The organism is Streptomyces sp. SJL17-4, from assembly GCF_036826855.1.
Lineage (GTDB): Bacteria > Actinomycetota > Actinomycetes > Streptomycetales > Streptomycetaceae > Streptomyces.
The window spans coordinates 6,250,365-6,267,344 of the sequence record NZ_CP104578.1 but is presented as its reverse complement, the minus strand read 5'-3'; the positions used below and the strand labels follow the sequence as shown (position 1 = coordinate 6,267,344).

15 protein-coding genes are annotated in these 16,980 nt (G+C 70.0%); 4 read left to right on the top strand and 11 right to left on the bottom strand.

What is annotated here, in order from left to right:
* Positions 1-57: 57 nt before the first annotated feature.
* From trpD to N5875_RS28135, 5 genes are all read right to left on the bottom strand, one after another.
* A complete protein-coding gene (gene trpD / locus N5875_RS28155) occupies positions 58-1,122 on the bottom strand; it encodes an anthranilate phosphoribosyltransferase (protein WP_338496955.1) in 1,065 nt (354 codons plus the stop codon).
* Between the two features lie 131 nt (positions 1,123-1,253).
* Positions 1,254-2,876, bottom strand: a complete 1,623-nt coding sequence (locus N5875_RS28150; protein ID WP_318211289.1) for a cytochrome bc complex cytochrome b subunit — start codon at positions 2,874-2,876, stop codon at positions 1,254-1,256.
* Entirely contained in the window at positions 2,873-3,925 is a 1,053-nt protein-coding gene (locus N5875_RS28145; protein WP_318211290.1) for a Rieske 2Fe-2S domain-containing protein, read from the bottom strand. Before N5875_RS28145 ends, N5875_RS28150 begins: the two co-directional genes overlap by 4 nt.
* Entirely contained in the window at positions 3,922-4,731 is an 810-nt protein-coding gene (locus N5875_RS28140) for a c-type cytochrome (RefSeq protein WP_318211291.1), read from the bottom strand. Before N5875_RS28140 ends, N5875_RS28145 begins: the two co-directional genes overlap by 4 nt.
* Positions 4,732-4,805: 74 nt before the next feature.
* A complete protein-coding gene (locus N5875_RS28135) occupies positions 4,806-5,426 on the bottom strand; it encodes a heme-copper oxidase subunit III (protein WP_318211292.1) in 621 nt (206 codons plus the stop codon).
* A gap of 202 nt (positions 5,427-5,628) precedes the next feature.
* Here N5875_RS28135 and N5875_RS28130 point away from each other — a divergent pair, with 202 nt between their 5' ends.
* Complete coding sequence (locus N5875_RS28130) at positions 5,629-6,030, top strand: hypothetical protein (protein ID WP_318211293.1); 402 nt, start codon at positions 5,629-5,631, stop codon at positions 6,028-6,030.
* A 24-nt stretch (positions 6,031-6,054) separates the two neighbouring features.
* Here the strand turns inward: N5875_RS28130 and N5875_RS28125 are convergent, their stop codons facing one another.
* The 4 genes from N5875_RS28125 to coxB form a co-directional block, all read right to left on the bottom strand.
* Positions 6,055-7,311 carry an Ig-like domain-containing protein gene (locus N5875_RS28125; RefSeq protein WP_318211294.1) on the bottom strand — a complete coding sequence of 419 codons (1,257 nt, stop codon included), beginning with the start codon at positions 7,309-7,311 and terminating at the stop codon, positions 6,055-6,057.
* Positions 7,312-7,433: 122 nt separating this feature from the next.
* On the bottom strand, positions 7,434-7,832 hold the full coding sequence (locus N5875_RS28120) for a cytochrome c oxidase subunit 4 (RefSeq protein ID WP_318211295.1): 399 nt from the start codon (positions 7,830-7,832) through the stop codon (positions 7,434-7,436).
* Positions 7,829-9,565 carry a cytochrome c oxidase subunit I gene (gene ctaD, locus N5875_RS28115; protein ID WP_318211296.1) on the bottom strand — a complete coding sequence of 579 codons (1,737 nt, stop codon included), beginning with the start codon at positions 9,563-9,565 and terminating at the stop codon, positions 7,829-7,831. Before ctaD ends, N5875_RS28120 begins: the two co-directional genes overlap by 4 nt.
* On the bottom strand, positions 9,562-10,527 hold the full coding sequence (gene coxB, locus N5875_RS28110) for a cytochrome c oxidase subunit II (protein WP_318211297.1): 966 nt from the start codon (positions 10,525-10,527) through the stop codon (positions 9,562-9,564). Before coxB ends, ctaD begins: the two co-directional genes overlap by 4 nt.
* A gap of 730 nt (positions 10,528-11,257) precedes the next feature.
* Here coxB and N5875_RS28105 point away from each other — a divergent pair.
* The gene (locus tag N5875_RS28105; protein WP_338496951.1) at positions 11,258-12,655 is read left to right on the top strand and encodes an aminotransferase class V-fold PLP-dependent enzyme; all 1,398 of its coding nucleotides are present in this window, start codon (positions 11,258-11,260) and stop codon (positions 12,653-12,655) included.
* 796 nt (positions 12,656-13,451) lie between these two features.
* Here the strand turns inward: N5875_RS28105 and N5875_RS28100 are convergent.
* Positions 13,452-14,426, bottom strand: a complete 975-nt coding sequence (locus N5875_RS28100; RefSeq protein WP_318211299.1) for a carbohydrate kinase family protein — start codon at positions 14,424-14,426, stop codon at positions 13,452-13,454.
* A 133-nt stretch (positions 14,427-14,559) separates the two neighbouring features.
* Here N5875_RS28100 and N5875_RS28095 point away from each other — a divergent pair, with 133 nt between their 5' ends.
* Positions 14,560-14,766, top strand: a complete 207-nt coding sequence (locus N5875_RS28095; RefSeq protein WP_338496949.1) for a hypothetical protein — start codon at positions 14,560-14,562, stop codon at positions 14,764-14,766.
* Between the two features lie 66 nt (positions 14,767-14,832).
* Positions 14,833-16,365, top strand: coding sequence for a hypothetical protein (locus N5875_RS28090; protein WP_338496947.1), 1,533 nt, complete (start codon positions 14,833-14,835; stop codon positions 16,363-16,365).
* A gap of 89 nt (positions 16,366-16,454) precedes the next feature.
* Here the strand turns inward: N5875_RS28090 and N5875_RS28085 are convergent, their stop codons facing one another.
* Complete coding sequence (locus N5875_RS28085; protein WP_015033024.1) at positions 16,455-16,811, bottom strand: iron-sulfur cluster assembly accessory protein; 357 nt, start codon at positions 16,809-16,811, stop codon at positions 16,455-16,457.
* Positions 16,812-16,980 lie beyond the last annotated feature (169 nt).

Below are 16,980 nucleotides of genomic sequence, written 5' to 3'. Positions count from 1 at the left end.
ACGAAGTGCAAGACCCCGGTCCGCATGGTGGACCGGGGTCATGTGTCGGGACGACCGTCACGCGTTGCTGGCGGCGATCCAGCGTTCCAGGGCCCGGCGGGCCTCGCCGGAGTCGATCGCCTCGGCGGCCTTCTCCATGCCGGCCCGGATCTGCTCCGCCAGGGTGCCCTCGCCCGGCGTGAGCGCGGTCAGCGCCGCCGCCGAGTTGAGCAGCACCGCGTCCCGTACCGGACCGGTCTCCCCCGCGAGCAGTCGGCGGGCGACATCGGCGTTGTACGAGGCGTCCGCACCGCGCAGGGCCTCCACCGGTACGAGGTCGATGCCGACGTCCCGGGGGTCGAAGGCCTCCTCCCGCACCGCGCCGTCGCGGACCACCCAGACCCGCGAGGTGGCGGTGGTGGTCAACTCGTCCAGCCCGTCGTCGCCGCGGAAGACGAGGGCGGAGGAGCCGCGCTCGGCGAGCACCCCGGCCATGATCGGCGCCATCCGGGCATCGGCGACACCGGTGGCCTGGGCCTTGACCCGGGCCGGGTTGGTGAGCGGACCGAGGAAGTTGAAGGTGGTCCGGATGCCGAGTTCCTTGCGGGCGGCGGCGACATGACGCAGCGCGGGGTGGAACTTCACCGCGAAGCAGAAGGTGATCCCGGCCTCCTCGGCGACCTCGGCGACCCGCCGCGGGGTCAGCTGGAGGTTGACGCCGAGCTTCTCCAGGACGTCGGAGGCGCCGGAGGCGGAGGACGCGGCCCGGTTGCCGTGCTTGACGACCTTCGCGCCGGTGCCGGCGACGACGATCGCGGACATGGTGGAGATGTTGACGGTCTTGGCGCCGTCGCCGCCGGTGCCGACGATGTCGACGGACGGGCCGGGCACCTCGATCGTGTTCGCGTGCTCGTACATGGTGCGGACGAGGCCGGTGATCTCGTCGACCGTCTCGCCCTTGGCGCGCAGGGCGACCGCGAAGCCGGCGATCTGGGCGTCGGTGGCCTCGCCGCGCAGGATCCGGTCCATCGCCCAGGCGGTGTCCTCGGCGCTCTGGTCGCGGCCGGTCAGCAGACCTTCCAGGACGACGGGCCAGGAGCGGCCCGCCGACGTAGGTCCTCCAGCGGGGGTCGCAGCGCTCATGGCAGCTCCTGGTCAGTCCGTAACGGCTAGGGCTCCACCCTATCGACCCCCGGGGACGGCAAAGAGCCCCGTCCAACGAATGGACGGGGCTCTCACCGTGGCGACTTGTCGAAAGTCAGGAGTTCAGATGATCAGTGGTGGCCGTGGCCGCTCTGGATCTCCTTGTACTCCTCGACCGTGGGCTTGGCGATCTGGCTGTCGTCGCCGTAGTAGCCCTTGTTGAGCTTGACCCGGAGCTTCTCCATGCGCCCGATCTTGCGCTCCACGCCGTTCTCGTCGACGGCCGGCGGAAGCTCCGCCGCGTCGTACTGCTCGTGCGCGGTGAGGCGGTGCAGCTCGCCCTGGCTGAGCGGCTCGTGGATCTCGACGAACTCACCGTGCGGCAGGCGCTTGATGATGCCGGACTCGCGACCGTGCAGCACCTTGTCCTTGTCGCGGCGCTGGAGGCCGAGGCAGATCCGCTTGGTGACGATGAACGCGATGACCGGGCCGACGAAGAAGAAGATCCGCACGAACCAGGTGATCGAGTTGAGCGACAGGTGGAAGTGGGTCGCCCAGAGGTCGTTTCCACCACCCACGAGCATGATCATGTACGCGGTGATCCAGGCGACACCGAAGCCGGTGCGCGTCGGAGCGTTGCGCGGGCGCTGCGCGATGTGGTGCTCGCGCTTGTCGCCGGTGATCCACGACTCGATGAACGGGTAGACCGCGATCGCCGCGAGGACCGCCGGGAAGATCGCCAGCGGGATCATCACGCCCAGGACCAGCGTGTGGCCCCAGAGGTTGATCTCCCAGCCCGGCATGACACGGATCAGACCCTCGGCGAAGCCCATGTACCAGTCGGGCTGGGCGCCGGTGGACACCTGGTCCGGCCGGTACGGGCCGAGCGCCCAGATCGGGTTGATCGAGGCGATCGCCGAGATGACCGCGATGACACCGAAGACCAGGAAGAAGAAGCCTCCGGCCTTGGCCATGTAGACCGGCAGCAGCGGCATGCCCACGACGTTCTTGTTCGTACGGCCGGGGCCCTCGAACTGCGTGTGCTTGTGGAAGAACACCAGGATGAGGTGGGCCACCACGAGGCCGAGCATGATGCCGGGCAGCAGCAGGACGTGGGCCGAGTAGAACCGGGCCACGAAGTCGCCGCCGGGGAACTCCCCGCCGAACAGGAACATCGACAGGTACGTGCCGACGACCGGCACGGACAGGATCGCGCCCTGCATGAAGCGGACACCGGTGCCGGAGAGCAGGTCGTCCGGGAGCGAGTAACCGGTGAAGCCGGTGAACATGCCCAGGAAGAACAGCAGGAAGCCGAACAGCCAGTTGATCTCACGCGGCTTGCGGAACGCGCCCGTGAAGAACACGCGCATCATGTGCACGAACATGCCGGCGAGGAAGATCAGCGCCGCCCAGTGGTGGATCTGCCGGATGAGCAGACCACCGCGGACCTCGAACGAGATGTGCATCGTCGAGTTGAACGCCTCGGACATCAGCTGTCCCTGGAGCGGGACGTACGGTCCGACGTACTCCACCTCGTTCATCGACGGGTGGAAGAACATCGTCAGATAGACGCCCGTCAGGATGATGATGAGGAAGCTGTAGAGGCAGATCTCGCCGAGCATGAAGGACCAGTGGTCCGGGAAGATCTTCCGCATGTTGGCCTTGGCCAGCGTGTAGATCCCCAGGCGTCCGTCGGCCCAGTCGGCGACCCGCTCACCGGCGGGCGCTTTCTTCGTATCGGTCACGGTGCTCATCCGCGCTCCCAGAAGGAAGGACCGACGGGCTCGTCGAAGTCGCCGAGCGCCTCCAGGAAGCCCTTGTCGTTCACGCCGATCCGCAGCTGCGGGAGGGCGTGACCGGCCGGGCCGAAGATGACGCGGGCGCCGTCGGAGAGGTCGAAGGTGGACTGGTGGCACGGGCAGAGGACGTGGTGCGTCTGCTGCTCGTACAGGGAGATCGGGCAGCCCACGTGGGTGCAGATCTTCGAGAAGGCGACGATGCCCTCGTGCGACCACTCGAGCTCGCGCTTGTCCTTGATGTCCTCCGGCTGGATCCGGACGATCATCAGGGCGGCCTTGGCGATCTCCACCTGGAAGTGGTGGTCGTGCTCCGAGAGGCCCTCGGGCATCGCGAAGGTCAGCGAACCGACCGCGACGTCCTCGGGACGAAGCGGCTCGTGCGTGTTCATGTTGATGAGCTGAAGCCCCTTGGCCCACATGGTGGTCCGGAGCTTCTTCTCGGGCAGCGGGCCCATGTCACGCAGCAGCACGATTCCGGAGAGCGGAACGAGCGACAGCGCGCCGAACATCGTGTTGCGGATGAGCTTGCGGCGGCCCATGCCCGACTCGGCGGCACCGGCCGCGAAGTCCGACATGACCTTCGCCTTGGTCTCGGCGTCGGCCGCGATCGGGTGACGCTCGTCCGCGATCTCGACATCGGACATCAGGGTGCGGGCCCAGTGGACCGCGCCCGCGCCGATGAAGAAGAGCGCCAGACCCAGGGTCCAGCCCAGTGCGAAGTTGAGCGCGGACACCCGGCCGAAGGGCCAGATGTACACGATCTTGTCGACCGGGAAGATCACGTACGAGGCGATGAAGCCGACGGTGGCCAGCATCGACAGCGTGAACATGAACGCCACCGCGCGCTCGGACCGGCGTGCGGCCCGCTCGTCGATGTCCTGGATGCGGGGCTTGTGGGGCGGGAGGCCCGGGTCGGCGAACGGGTCGTCGGCGACCTTCACCGCGCCGTGCGCGGTGTCCTGCCCTGCCGGCAGGGTCTCTTCTGGAATCTCTTGGCTACTCATGACTTCTTGGCCTTAGCGGTGTGGGCCGCGACCCAGATGGCAACTGCGATCAGCGCACCCAGACCGAAGATCCAGGCGAACAGGCCCTCACTGACGGGGCCGAGGCCACCGAGCGAGAGACCGCCCGGGCTGTCGGCCTTCTCGCCGTTGACGGCCTGGACGTACGCGATGATGTCCTTCTTCTCCTTCTCGGGCATCGTCGTGTCCGGGAAGGAGGGCATGTTCTGCGGGCCGGTCTGCATGGCCTCGAAGAGGTGCTTCGGGCTCACGCCTTCGAGGTTCGGGGCGTACTTGCCGTAGGTCAGCGCGCCACCTTCACCGGTGAAGTTGTGGCACTGGGCACAGTTGGTGCGGAAGAGCTCGCCACCCTTGGCGATGTCGGCACCGTCAGGGCTGTACTGGCTCTCGGTCGGCGTGATCGGACCGGCACCGAGAGAGGCGACGTACGCCGCGAGCTGATCGATGTCAGCCTGCGTGTAGATGACCTTCTTCTTCGGGACCTGGGCGCCCGGCTGCTGGGCCGGCATGCGGCCCGTGCCGACCTGGAAGTCGACGGCGGCCGAACCGACGCCGACGAGGGAGGGGCCGTCAGTGGTGCCCTGACCGCCGGTTCCGTGGCAGCTGGCGCAGCCGACGGAGTAGAGCTTCTTCCCCTCCTCGATGGCGAGGGACTGGGCGGTTTCATCGGCCTTCGCCGTGCCCGCGGGCGCGAACGCGGCGTACAGCCCCCCAGTGGCCGCCAGCGCGAGAAGTAGGACGACGACCGCCGCCAGCGGATGGCGTCGTCGTGCGGAGAGCTTTTTCACGGATTACCCCGGTGTCAGGATCTTCTGCGTCGATGCTTGCTGGATGTCTCGGTCCGCCGTGTCGGCGGCGCCGACTACTTGATCATGTAGATCGTGGCGAAGAGGCCGATCCAGACGACATCGACGAAGTGCCAGTAGTAGGACACGACGATGGCGGCGGTTGCCTGCTCGTGAGTGAACCTCTTGGCGGCGTACGTCCGGCCGAGGACCAGCAGGAAGGCGATGAGACCGCCCGTCACGTGCAGGCCGTGGAAGCCGGTGGTCAGGTAGAACACGGAGCCGTACGGGTCCGACGAGAGCGAGAGGCCCTCGTGCTTCACCAGCTCGGTGTACTCGAAGACCTGTCCGCCGATGAAGATCGCACCCATCACGAACGTGATGATGAACCACGACCGGAGCTTCTTCACGTCGCCCCGCTCGGCGGCGAAGACGCCGAGCTGGCAGGTGAGTGAGGAGAGCACCAGGATCGTGGTGTTGGTGGCCGAGAACGGGAAGTTCAAGGCCTCGGCCTTTTCCGTCCAGAACTCGGCACCCATCACGGATCGCAGGGTGAAGTACATCGCGAAGAGGGCCGCGAAGAACATCAGCTCGGAGCTCAACCAGATGATGGTTCCGACGCTGGTGAGGTTCGGTCGATTGACCGACGGGTGCGCGTGCCCTGTTTCTACTGTCGTTACTGTCGCCACGACCGACATTATGTCGGTCGCTTATCCCGCCCTCACTCCGGGGGGTGCCGTTCGGAGTGTCAGAGGGGTGTGTCCAGCCCGAACGGCCCAGTGCGAGGCCCCCCTGGCGCCCTTCGAACAGGTGTTGAACGGGTGTTGACGGGGTGTGGACCGGAGTAGCATCCGCGCATCGGTCGACGACGACCCACCCGCCTTCCCAGCCGGAGGAACGATGCAGTCGAGTGCCACGGTCCTGGTCTACAGCGACGACGCGAACACCCGCGAGCAGGTACGGCTGGCGGCCGGGCGCAGGCCCGCGTCGGACGTCCCCCCGATCGAGTTCGTGGAGTGCGCGACGCTGCCGGCGGTGCTGAAGCACCTGGACGAGGGCGGCATCGACGTCTGCGTCCTGGACGGCGAGGCGGTCCCCGCGGGTGGCATGGGTGTCTGCCGGCAGATCAAGGACGAGGTCTTCCACTGCCCGCCGGTGCTGCTTCTCATCGGCCGCCCGCAGGACGCCTGGCTGGCCACCTGGAGCCGCGCGGACGCCGCGGTCACCCTTCCGGTGGAACCGGTCGAGTTCGCGGCGTCCCTGGCCTCCCTGCTGCGCTCGCGCCTGTCGATCGACGCCTAGTCACCGCACGAGGCGAACCGAGCCCTAGAGAGGGAGGGGCCTGAGGCGGGCTCTCTCCGTGGGGGTCACCGGGTTGCCGGTGGCCTCCACCAGGGCGCTGCCCTCGCGCCACTTGGCCCACGGCATGTTCCAGTCGCCGAAGCCGTTGCCGAAGGTGTCCATCGTGTCGCCGTAGCTGTTGACGGTCCTGACGATGTCGCCGGGGCGGACGGTCTCGTAGAACCAGGCCGCGTTCCCCGTCGACATGCCGACACAGCCGTGGCTGACGTTCGCCACGCCCTGTGAGCCGACCGACCAGGGCGCGGCGTGTACGTACTCGCCGCTCCAGGTGACCCGGGTGGCGTAGTAGACCGGCAGGTCGTACGACTCGGAGCTGCCCTCCGAGATGCCGATGCTGGTGCCCCGCATCCGGACGTAGTACTCCTTGCCGAGCACCACTTTGATGCCGTTTCGGGTGGAGAAGCCGGGTTTGCCGGTGGTCACCGGAATGGTATTGATCACTTCTCCGTTGCGCCGCACGGTCATGTAGTGCGACCCGGCGTCCGCGACGGCCTCGATCCGGTCGCCGATGGTGAGCTTCAGCGGCTTGGACGCGCCGCCGTAGAGCTTGTCGCCGACCTTGAGGCCGTCCAGGTTGCCGGTGACCGTGATCCGCGTGCCGGCCGGCCAGTACTCCTTCGGGCGGAAGTGCAGCTTCTTGTCCTCCACCCAGTACCAGGCGCCCTCGACGGACGGCGTGGAGCGGACCTTGAGCGCCCGTTCGACGACGGCGCGGGCCTTGCGGTCCTTGACGGGGAGGCTGAGGTCCGCCGTGATGGGCTGTCCGACGCCGTACGTGCCCGCCTCCGGGCCGAAGGTCGCGGTCAGGGCCCGTTTGGCCGGGGCCGTCTCGAAAGTGAACGTACGGGCGCCTGGAGCGCCGTCCTCGTCCTCGGTGGCGACGCGGACCGTGTAGCGCGCCCCGGCCGCCAGGGCCGCCGTGGAGCGCCACCGCCGCCCGTCCGCGGTGAGTTCGCCCGCGAGGTGGTGGCCCGAGGCGTCGATGGCGGTGACGTCGGTGATCCGGCCGTCCTCACCCTTGGCGGTGACCTCCAGGGGCTTCTCGGGGTCCGCCTTGGCGCCGTCCGCGGGGGCGCTGACCGCGAGCTGGTCCGCGGCGTCATACGCCCTCGCCGACAGCGGATGGCCGTCGGAGCCGGCACATGCCGTGGCGCCCGCGGTGACGGCGACGGCCAGAAGGGTGCAGCTCAGAACAGTCCGAATGCGCGGCGTGTCGTTCATGACTTCACGCTAAGGACAATCCTCGCTCCCAGCGCGCCCGAGTGCTGCAAAAGAGGGGCCCGGGCACTTCGGTGACGAAGTGTCCGGGCCCCTCGGGTGCTCCGGTGCGGAGCGGGGTACCGCTACTGGTTCTGGTTCTCGCCGCGGTAGAACTCGAAGACCCAGCCGAAGAGGCCGACCAGGATCAGCGGGAACGAGAAGTACAGCAGCCACCAGCCCATGGCGATGGCGAGGAAGGCGAGTCCGCCACCGATGGCCAGCGACAGCGGCTGCCAGCTGTGCGGGGCGAAGAAGCCCACTTCACCGGCCTCGTCCGCGACGTCGGCCTCCTTGTCGTCCTGCGCCATCGCGTCGACACGCTTGGCCGTGAAGGCCAGGTAGTAGCCGATCATGATGGACAGGCCGAACGCCAGGAACAGCGCCGTGGTGCCGACCGGCTCCTTCGACCAGACGCCGTACAGGACGGCCATGGCAAGGATGAAGACGCTCAGCCAGATGAACATCTTGCCCTGGATCTTCACTTGCCGGCCTCCTTGCCGCCCACGAGGGCCTCGGCCGCGTGCCCCTTGTTCTCGAGCTGGTCGAGAGCCGCGATCTCAGGGTGGTGCAGATCGAACGCCGGGGATTCCGAACGGATCCGCGGCAGGGTGAGGAAGTTGTGCCGCGGCGGCGGGCAGGACGTCGCCCATTCGAGCGAACGGCCGTAGCCCCACGGGTCGTCGACCTCGATCTTCTTGCCGTACTTGGCGGTCTTCCAGACGTTGTAGAAGAACGGCAGGATCGACAGACCGAGCAGGAAGGAGGAGATCGTCGAGATCGTGTTCAGCGCGGTGAAGCCGTCGGCGTCGAGGTAGTCCGCGTAACGACGCGGCATGCCCTCGGCACCGAGCCAGTGCTGCACGAGGAAGGTGCCGTGGAAGCCGATGAACAGCGTCCAGAAGGTCATCTTGCCGAGCCGCTCGTCCAGCATCTTGCCCGTGAACTTCGGCCACCAGAAGTGGAACCCGGCGAACATCGCGAAGACCACGGTGCCGAAGACGACGTAGTGGAAGTGCGCGACGACGAAGTACGAGTCGGAGACGTGGAAGTCCATCGGCGGCGAGGCCAGGATGACGCCGGTCAGACCACCGAAGGTGAAGGTGATCAGGAAGCCGATCGTCCAGAGCATCGGTGTCTCGAAGGACAGTGAGCCCTTCCACATCGTTCCGATCCAGTTGAAGAACTTCACGCCTGTTGGTACGGCGATGAGGAACGTCATGAAGGAGAAGAACGGTAGGAGCACGCCACCGGTGACATACATGTGGTGCGCCCACACGGTCACGGAGAGACCGGCGATCGCGATGGTCGCGGCCACCAGACCGATGTAGCCGAACATCGGCTTGCGGCTGAAGACCGGGATGACCTCGGAGATGATGCCGAAGAACGGCAGCGCGATGATGTACACCTCCGGGTGGCCGAAGAACCAGAAGAGGTGCTGCCAGAGCAGCGCTCCACCGTTGGCCGCGTCGAAGATGTGCGCACCGAACTTGCGGTCCGCCTCCAGGGCGAACAGCGCGGCCGCGAGGACCGGGAAGGCGAGCAGGACCAGAACACCGGTCAGCAGCACGTTCCAGGTGAAGATCGGCATGCGGAACATCGTCATGCCCGGAGCGCGCATACAGATGATCGTGGTGATGAAGTTGACCGAGCCGAGGATCGTGCCGAAGCCGGAGAAGGCCAGACCCATGATCCACATGTCGGCGCCGACACCCGGCGAGCGGACGGCGTCCGACAGCGGGGAGTAGGCGAACCAGCCGAAGTCCGCCGCACCCTGCGGGGTGAGGAAGCCGGCCACCGCGATGATCGAGCCGAAGAGGTACAGCCAGTACGCGAACATGTTCAGCCGCGGGAACGCCACGTCGGGCGCGCCGATCTGCAGCGGCATGATCCAGTTGGCGAATCCGGCGAACAGCGGCGTCGCGAACATCAGCAGCATGATCGTGCCGTGCATCGTGAACGCCTGGTTGAACTGCTCGTTCGACATGATCTGCGTACCCGGACGGGCCAGCTCGGCGCGCATGAAGAGCGCCATGAGTCCGCCGATGCAGAAGAAGACGAACGACGTGACCAGGTAGAGCGTGCCGATCGTCTTGTGGTCGGTGGTGGTCAGCCACTTGATCACGACATTGCCGGGCTGCTTTCGCCGTACGGGCAGCTCGTTCTCGTACGAGTCCTCAGCTGCGGCGGCACCCTGGGTTTCGTTGTGGATGCTCACAGTTGGTTCTTCTCCGCATTCCTGGCCGGGTCCGTCTGCTCGATGCCAGACGGGATGTAGCCGGTCTGCCCCTTCTCGGCCAGCTCCTTCAGGTGCTGCTGGTAGCGCTCCGGGGAGACCACCTTGACGTTGAAGAGCATCCGGGAGTGGTCGACACCGCACAGCTCGGCGCACTTGCCGAGGAAGGTGCCTTCCTGCGTCGGGGTGACCTCGAAGGAGTTGGTGTGACCCGGGATGACGTCCTGCTTCATGAGGAAGGGGACCACCCAGAAGGAGTGGATGACGTCACGGGAGGTCAGGACGAACCGGACCTTCTCGCCCTTCGGCAGCCACAGGGTCGGGCCCGGGTTGCCGGTCTGCGGGTTGCGGTCACCGGGGATACCGGCGTCGTAGACACCGCCGGCGTTGTCCGGGAACTGGTCCAGGAACTTGTCCGGAATGGCCGCGAGGTTCTTGTCCGTCTTGGCGTCGCCCTTCACACCGGGCACGTTCTCGACGTAGTTGAAGCCCCAGCTCCACTGGTAGCCGACCACGTTGACCGTGTGGGCCGGCTTCGGGGAGAGCTCGAGGAGCTTCGACTCGTCGCGCGCGGTGAAGTAGAAGAGCACCGAGACGATGATGAGCGGGGTGACCGTGTACAGCGCCTCGATGGGCATGTTGTAACGGGTCTGCGGAGGTACCTCGACCTTGGTCCGGCTGCGCCGGTGGAAGATGGTGGCCCAGAGGATCAGGCCCCACACCAGGATTCCGGTGATGAGCGCGGCCGCCCACGAGCCCTGCCACAGGGAGAGGATCCGGGGAGCCTCTTCCGTGACGGGGGTGGGCATACCAAGGCGGGGGAAGTCTTCCCAGTTGTACGAGCAGCCGGTGGCTGTCGCCAGGATCAGGCCCGCAGTCAGCACCTGCGGCAGCTTCCGCCGCATCGGGCGCCGCGACGAGCGGTCGGAGCCGTTGGGACTCACGTAGCGCCTTCCCGAGAGTCTCGGCCCGCGTTGGTCGGCCACGGCCGTCCGTCTCGCTGGTCGGTCGCCGCCCCGGCCGCGGGCAGGGGTTTGGATGTTTATGCGGACCAAACCCTACTGGACGCTATTTGGGGTCGCGCGGGGAGGGTGCCCAACGCGCCGTCCGAGTCCCCGAAGGGGTGGACTCCTGGGTTCCGGAGGGGGGTCGGACGCGTCCGTTCGGCGGTCTGCCGGGGTATGGCGAGGGGGTTCTGACGGGGGCTCACGACGGGCGGGGCGGGGTGGGCGGCGGGGGTGGTGGGACGTGCTGGGGAGGCGGCGGGGGTGGTGGGGAGGTGCCGGGGGCCGCCGGGGGTGTCGCAGGCGAGCTGCGGACTTCGCGGGGGTCGCGGTGCGGAACGGCGCCGGGGGCTCCCTGCGGCCATGCCGGGGTCAGGGTGTGAACGCGCCGAGGGCTCGCTGCGGGCGCGTCGAGGGCTTGGGACGGACTCCCCCGGGCGGGCCAAGGCGCGCCACGGACCGGCCACGGACCAGCCATGGAGCGGTCACGGGCCCCACGGACCGGCCGGGGACCGGCCATGGAGCGGCCGGGGACTGCCCCCAGACCGGCCACGGCCCCACGGGCCGGCGGCCACGGATCGGTCGGCCGCGGATCCGTCGGCCACGGGCGCGCCACCGTCTCGGCTGGGTGAGGCGGGGGCCGCTCGCGCTCAGGCCCTACCGTGGGCGGATGCCGTACTTCGACGCCGCGTCCGCCGCACCGTTGCATCCCGTCGCCCGCCAGGCGCTGCTCGCCTCCCTCGACGAGGGCTGGGCCGATCCGGCCCGGCTGTACCGGGAGGGGCGGCGCGCGAGGCTGCTGCTCGACGCCGCGCGGGAGGCCATGGCGGAGGCCGTGGGCTGCCGCCCCGACGAGCTCGTATTCACTCCTTCGGGGACACGCGCGGTTCACGCGGGAATCTCGGGATCCCTCGCGGGGCGTCGGCGTGTCGGAAACCGGCTCGTGGTCTCCGCGGTCGAACACTCCTCTGTACTCCACGCGGCCGAGACCCACGCGGCGGCGGGCTCCGTGGTGACGGAGGTGCCGGTGGGGCGGACGGGGGCGGTGGACGCGGGCGTCTTCGCGGCCGCGCTCGGCTCCGGGGACTCGGGCACGGCCGCCCTGGCGTGCCTCCAGTCGGCCAACCACGAGGTGGGGACCGAGCAGCCGGTGGCGGAGGTGGCCGAGGCCTGCCGGGCGGCGGGCGTGCCACTGCTCGTGGACGCGGCGCAGTCGCTGGGCTGGGGGCCGGTGGAGGGCGGCTGGTCGCTGCTCGCGGCGAGCGCGCACAAGTGGGGCGGGCCGGCGGGGGTGGGGCTGCTCGCCGTACGGAAGGGGGTGCGGTTCGCGCCGCAAGGCCCGTCGGACGAGCGGGAGTCGGGCCGGGCGCCCGGCTTCGAGAACCTGCCGGCGATCGTGGCGGCGGCGGCCTCGCTGCGTGCGGTACGGGCCGAGGCGGCGGCCGAGGGGGCGCGGCTGCGGGCCCTGGTGGACCGGATCCGGGCGCGGGTGCCGGAGCTCGTCCCGGATGTGGAGGTGGTGGGAGACCCGGTGCGCCGCCTCCCCCACCTGGTGACCTTCTCCTGCCTGTACGTCGACGGGGAGACGCTGCTGCACGAGCTGGACCGGGAGGGTTTCTCCGTTTCGTCCGGTTCGTCATGTACGAGTTCCACGCTGACGCCCAGCCATGTGCTGCGCGCGATGGGGGTGCTGAGCGAGGGGAACGTCCGGGTGTCGCTGCCGGCCGGCACGACGGCGGAGGACGTGGACCGCTTTCTCGAGGTGCTGCCGGGGGTGGTGGCGGGGGTACGGGAGCGGCTCGGCGCCCCGGCGGCGTCGCCGGTGGCCGCGCCGGGGGCGGACTCCCTGGTGGTGGACGCGCTGGGGCGGCGCTGCCCGATCCCGGTGATCGAACTGGCGAAGGTCATCGGCGACGTGCCGGTGGGCGGGACGGTGACGGTCCTGGCGGACGACGCGGCGGCGCGGCTGGACATTCCGGCGTGGTGCGAGATGCGGGGGCAGGAGTATGTGGGGGAGTCGCCTTCGGCGGGGGGTGGGGTGGCGTATGTGGTGCGACGGGTGAGGTGAGGGGGGCGGCGCGGGGGGCGGCGAGGGTTGCGGCTGCCGCCACCTCTTGCGGGCTGTCGCCGCCGATTGCGGGCGGCCGCCACCGCTTGCGGGCTCGCCCGCCGCACAGGCCGACGCGCCTGGGCGCGGGCCGCACGCCCACCCCGTTGTGGGCAACTGTTCCGCTGGGGCGGAACGGGTGGGCACAACGGACGGCGCCCCTTGCCGGGCCTAGGCTTCCGCGCCTGAACCCGCACCACAGGTGCGGCGCACATCGGGTGCGGGTCAAGGCACAAGGGGCGGAGGCGCCGCCAGAGCGCGCCGTCCCGTGTGCCCACCCGTTCCGCCCCAGCGGGACGAATGCCCACACGGGGGGGGTGGCGGGCGCAGCCCACACGGCAGGCGGGTGCGGGCGGCGCGGCCTACACGGCGGGCGGGTGCGGGTGCGGCCCACGCGGCCGGAGGGTGCGGGCGCGGCCCACGCGGCAAGCGGGTGCGGGCGCGGCCCACGCGGCCGGAGGGTGCGGCCCACGCAGCCGGCGGGTGCGGGCGCGGCCCACGCGGCAAGCGGGTGCGGGCGCGGCCCACGCGGCCGGCGGGTGCGGGCGCGGCCCACGCGGCCGGCGGGTGCGGTCCGCGCCTGGGGCGGGTGGCGGCCTGTGTGCCCGCGCGGGCTGGGCCCGGGTCAGGCCGCGCGGGGCTGGGCCCGGTGGCCTCGTGGGCGTAGGGGCGGCCGGGGCGTCAGGCCTGGGACGCAGGGCCGCCCGGGCCGGGGCGTCAGGCCACGTGGGACTGGGCCCCGGCGGCCGGGCCGGCGTCAGGACAGGTGGGACTGGACCTCCGTGGCCGCGTCCTCGCCGTACGCCTTCTTGAAGCGGTCCATGAAGTTCGCCCGGCGGAGGGTGTACTCCTGCGTGCCCAGCGTCTCGATGACCAGCGTCGCCAGCATGCAGCCGACCTGCGCCGCCCGCTCAAGGCCCACGCCCCACGACAGACCCGTCAGGAAGCCCGCGCGGAACGCGTCGCCGACGCCCGTCGGGTCGACCTTCGCCGTCTCCTCCGCGCAGGCGACCTCGATCGGCGTGTCGCCGACGCGCTCGATGCGCACACCGCGCGAGCCGAGCGTGGTGACGCGGTGGCCGACGCGGGAGAGGATCTCGGCGTCGGTCCAGCCCGTCTTGGACTCGATGAGGCCCTTCTCGTACTCGTTGGAGAAGAGGTACGTGGCGCCGTCCAGGAGCGTGCGGATCTCGTCGCCGTCCATCCGCGCGATCTGCTGCGAGAAGTCGGCGGCGAAGGGGATGCCCCGCGTCTTGCACTCCTCGGTGTGGCGGAGCATCGCCTCGGGGTCGTCGGCGCCGATGAGGACCAGGTCGAGCCCGCCCACCCGGTCGGCGACGGCCTTGAGCTCGATCAGCCGGGCCTCGCTCATCGCGCCCGTGTAGAAGGAGCCGATCTGGTTGTGGTCCTTGTCCGTGGTGCAGACGAAGCGGGCCGTGTGCAGGACCTCGGAGATGCGGACCGAGCCGGTGTCGACGCCGTGGCGGTCGAGCCAGCCGCGGTACTCGTCGAAGTCGTAGCCGGCCGCACCCACGAGGATCGGGGTGCCGCCGAGCTGACCCATGCCGAAGCAGATGTTGGGGCCGACGCCGCCGCGCCGGACGTCGAGGTTGTCGACGAGGAAGGAGAGGGACACCGTGTGCAGCTGGTCGGCCACCAGCTGGTCGGCGAACCGGCCGGGGAAGGTCATGAGGTGGTCGGTGGCGATGGAGCCGGTGACTGCGATACGCACGGCGGGGTGCTCCTGCGGGAAGGCGGCAATGACGGACATTCACGCTACCGGCTGGTGGCCTCACTGCCGAACAGTGGAAACTACCCCAGAGTAGGCCTTTTCCCCGGAGGCGTGCGGTGCATACGGTGCGCCCATGAGCATCTACCCCGCTTCACGTGAGCGACACGAGTCCGAGCTGAGCCTCGCCGACCTGCGGGGCGACGGGGCTCGGATGGCTCCGCACTGGGTGACTCCGGTCGCCCCCGCGCCCGCTCCGGTCTCCCCCGCACTGATCCACGGGGTCGTCGTCCCGGCGGCCTCGGCACGGCTGATCGACGCGACCGCGGAGTACGGGGGCTGACGGACGGAACCGTCCGCCCGCCCGCTCCGTCCCATCGGCGTCCGGTCGAGACGAGGGAGCGTTGTGGTGAGCGGTACGGAGAACGTACGGAGGCGGCGGAGCGTCATCGCCGCCTCGGTGGCGGCGGGTGTGCTGCTCGCCGGTGGCGGTGGCGTCTACCTCGCCACCACGGCATCCGGTGACGGCACCGGCGCGGGCGTCGGCGCGGCCGCCAAGGCCGCCGACGCGGCAGGCCCGCCGACCCCGCTGCGCCTGGAGGGCGACAGCGGCGATGCCACCGGCGGTGGCGACACACGGGGCGGGCCGGGCATCGCACCCGGCGAGCCGGACCCCGGGGGCGGCCCGAACGGGACCGTCTACACAGCCAAGGGCCCACTCCCCCAAGGGCCTTCCTCGGCCGCGGTCCACCGGCCCGAGGGCCTGGTCACCTCGGCGGAGGTGACCAGGCTGGCCGAAGCACTGGGCATCTCCGGAAGTCCCTCGCTCGTGGGTGAGGTCTGGACGATCCGGCCCGAGAAGGACGGTTCGGGAGCCCGCCTCGACGTGGCGCGGAAGGCGCCGGGGAACTGGACGTACTCCTGGTACGACGGCGGTCCGGCCGGCGACGCCTGCCTCAAGGGCAGGGCCTGCCCGCCGCCGGGCGAGTCGAAGCCCGCGCCCGGCGGTACGCCGCTGAGCGAGGCGGCGGCGAAGGCGGCGGCCGCGCCGATCCTGAAGGCGCTCGGCCAGGACGACGCCAAGGTCACCGCGACCGGCGTGGTGAACGGTTCGGTCCGGGTGGTCAACGCCGATCCGGTGGTGGGCGGGCTGCCGACGTACGGCTGGTCGACGGGGCTGCACATCGCGCGGGACGGCCGGGCGGTCGCGGGAAGCGGGATGCTCAAGGAACCGGCCGAGGGCGCCGTGTACCCGGTGGTCGGGGCGGCGAAGGCGCTCGCCGGACTGAACGAGGACTCGAAGGGCACCGGCCCGATCGGCATGGGGCACTGCCCCACGGCCCCGCCCGGCGTGGACGGGAACGGGAAGGCCGAGGACACCCGGACCGACGGAAAGCCGGCCCCGGGGCACGTCGAGCCGACCCCGCCCTGTCAGACGATCGTGGACATGGCCGGGCCCGAACGGGTGCCGGTGACCGCCGCCGTGTTCGGGCTGGCCGCGCGGGACGTGGACGGTGAGCGGCTGCTCGTACCGTCGTGGCTGTTCACCGCGGACCCGGCGGACGGCGCGCCGTACACGGTGGTGCGGACGGCGGTGGCCCCGGAGTACCTGGCGCCGTCGGCGAAGCCCTCGCCGGAGCCGACGCCCACGCCCCCTCCCGGGGACGGTACGGGGGCCGCGCGGGTCGTCGAGTCCGTCCGGGTCCAGGGGGACGGCAGGGAGCTGGCCGTCACCTTCTGGGGCGGGGTGTGCAGCACGTACACCGTGAAGGCCGACGAGCAGCCGGACCGGGTGACGGTGCGGATCATCGAGAAGTCCGACCCCGAGCGGGTCTGCATCATGATCGCCAAGGACTTCACGAAGACGGTGACGCTGAAGAGTCCGCTGGGCGACCGGCCGGTGGTCGACGCGGCGAGCGGGGAGGCCGTGCCGCGCCGCTGAGAACGGCGGGCGGGCACGACACGACTGAGGGCGGCGGCCCGGGATCTCTCCCGGGCCGCCGCCCTCAGGTGCGTACAGCCGTGTGCGGCTTAGCTGAACGAGTCGCCGCAGGCGCAGGAACCCGTGGCGTTCGGGTTGTCGATGGTGAAGCCCTGCTTCTCGATGGTGTCGACGAAGTCGATCGAGGCGCCGCCCAGGTACGGGGCGCTCATGCGGTCGGTGACGACCTTGACGCCGTCGAAGTCCTTCACGACGTCGCCGTCGAGCGAACGCTCGTCGAAGAACAGCTGGTAACGCAGGCCGGAGCAGCCGCCGGGCTGAACGGCGACGCGCAGGGCCAGGTCCTCGCGGCCTTCCTGGTCGAGGAGGGCCTTGACCTTGGCCGCGGCGGCGTCGGACAGGAGGATGCCGTCGCTGACAGTGGTCTTCTCGTCCGATACGGACATCTGCTTCTCTCCCGGTGTGTACGGAGACTGCTTGCCGACGGTTGCAACCGACGGTGCCCCGGATTCATTCCGGGCCGTGTGGGGTGTTTCTCTCTTCATGCTCGCACACCCTGTCCAGCTGCGGGGACGGCGAAGTCCAGGGGCGCCGCCCGCGAAGTCCAGGGGCGGC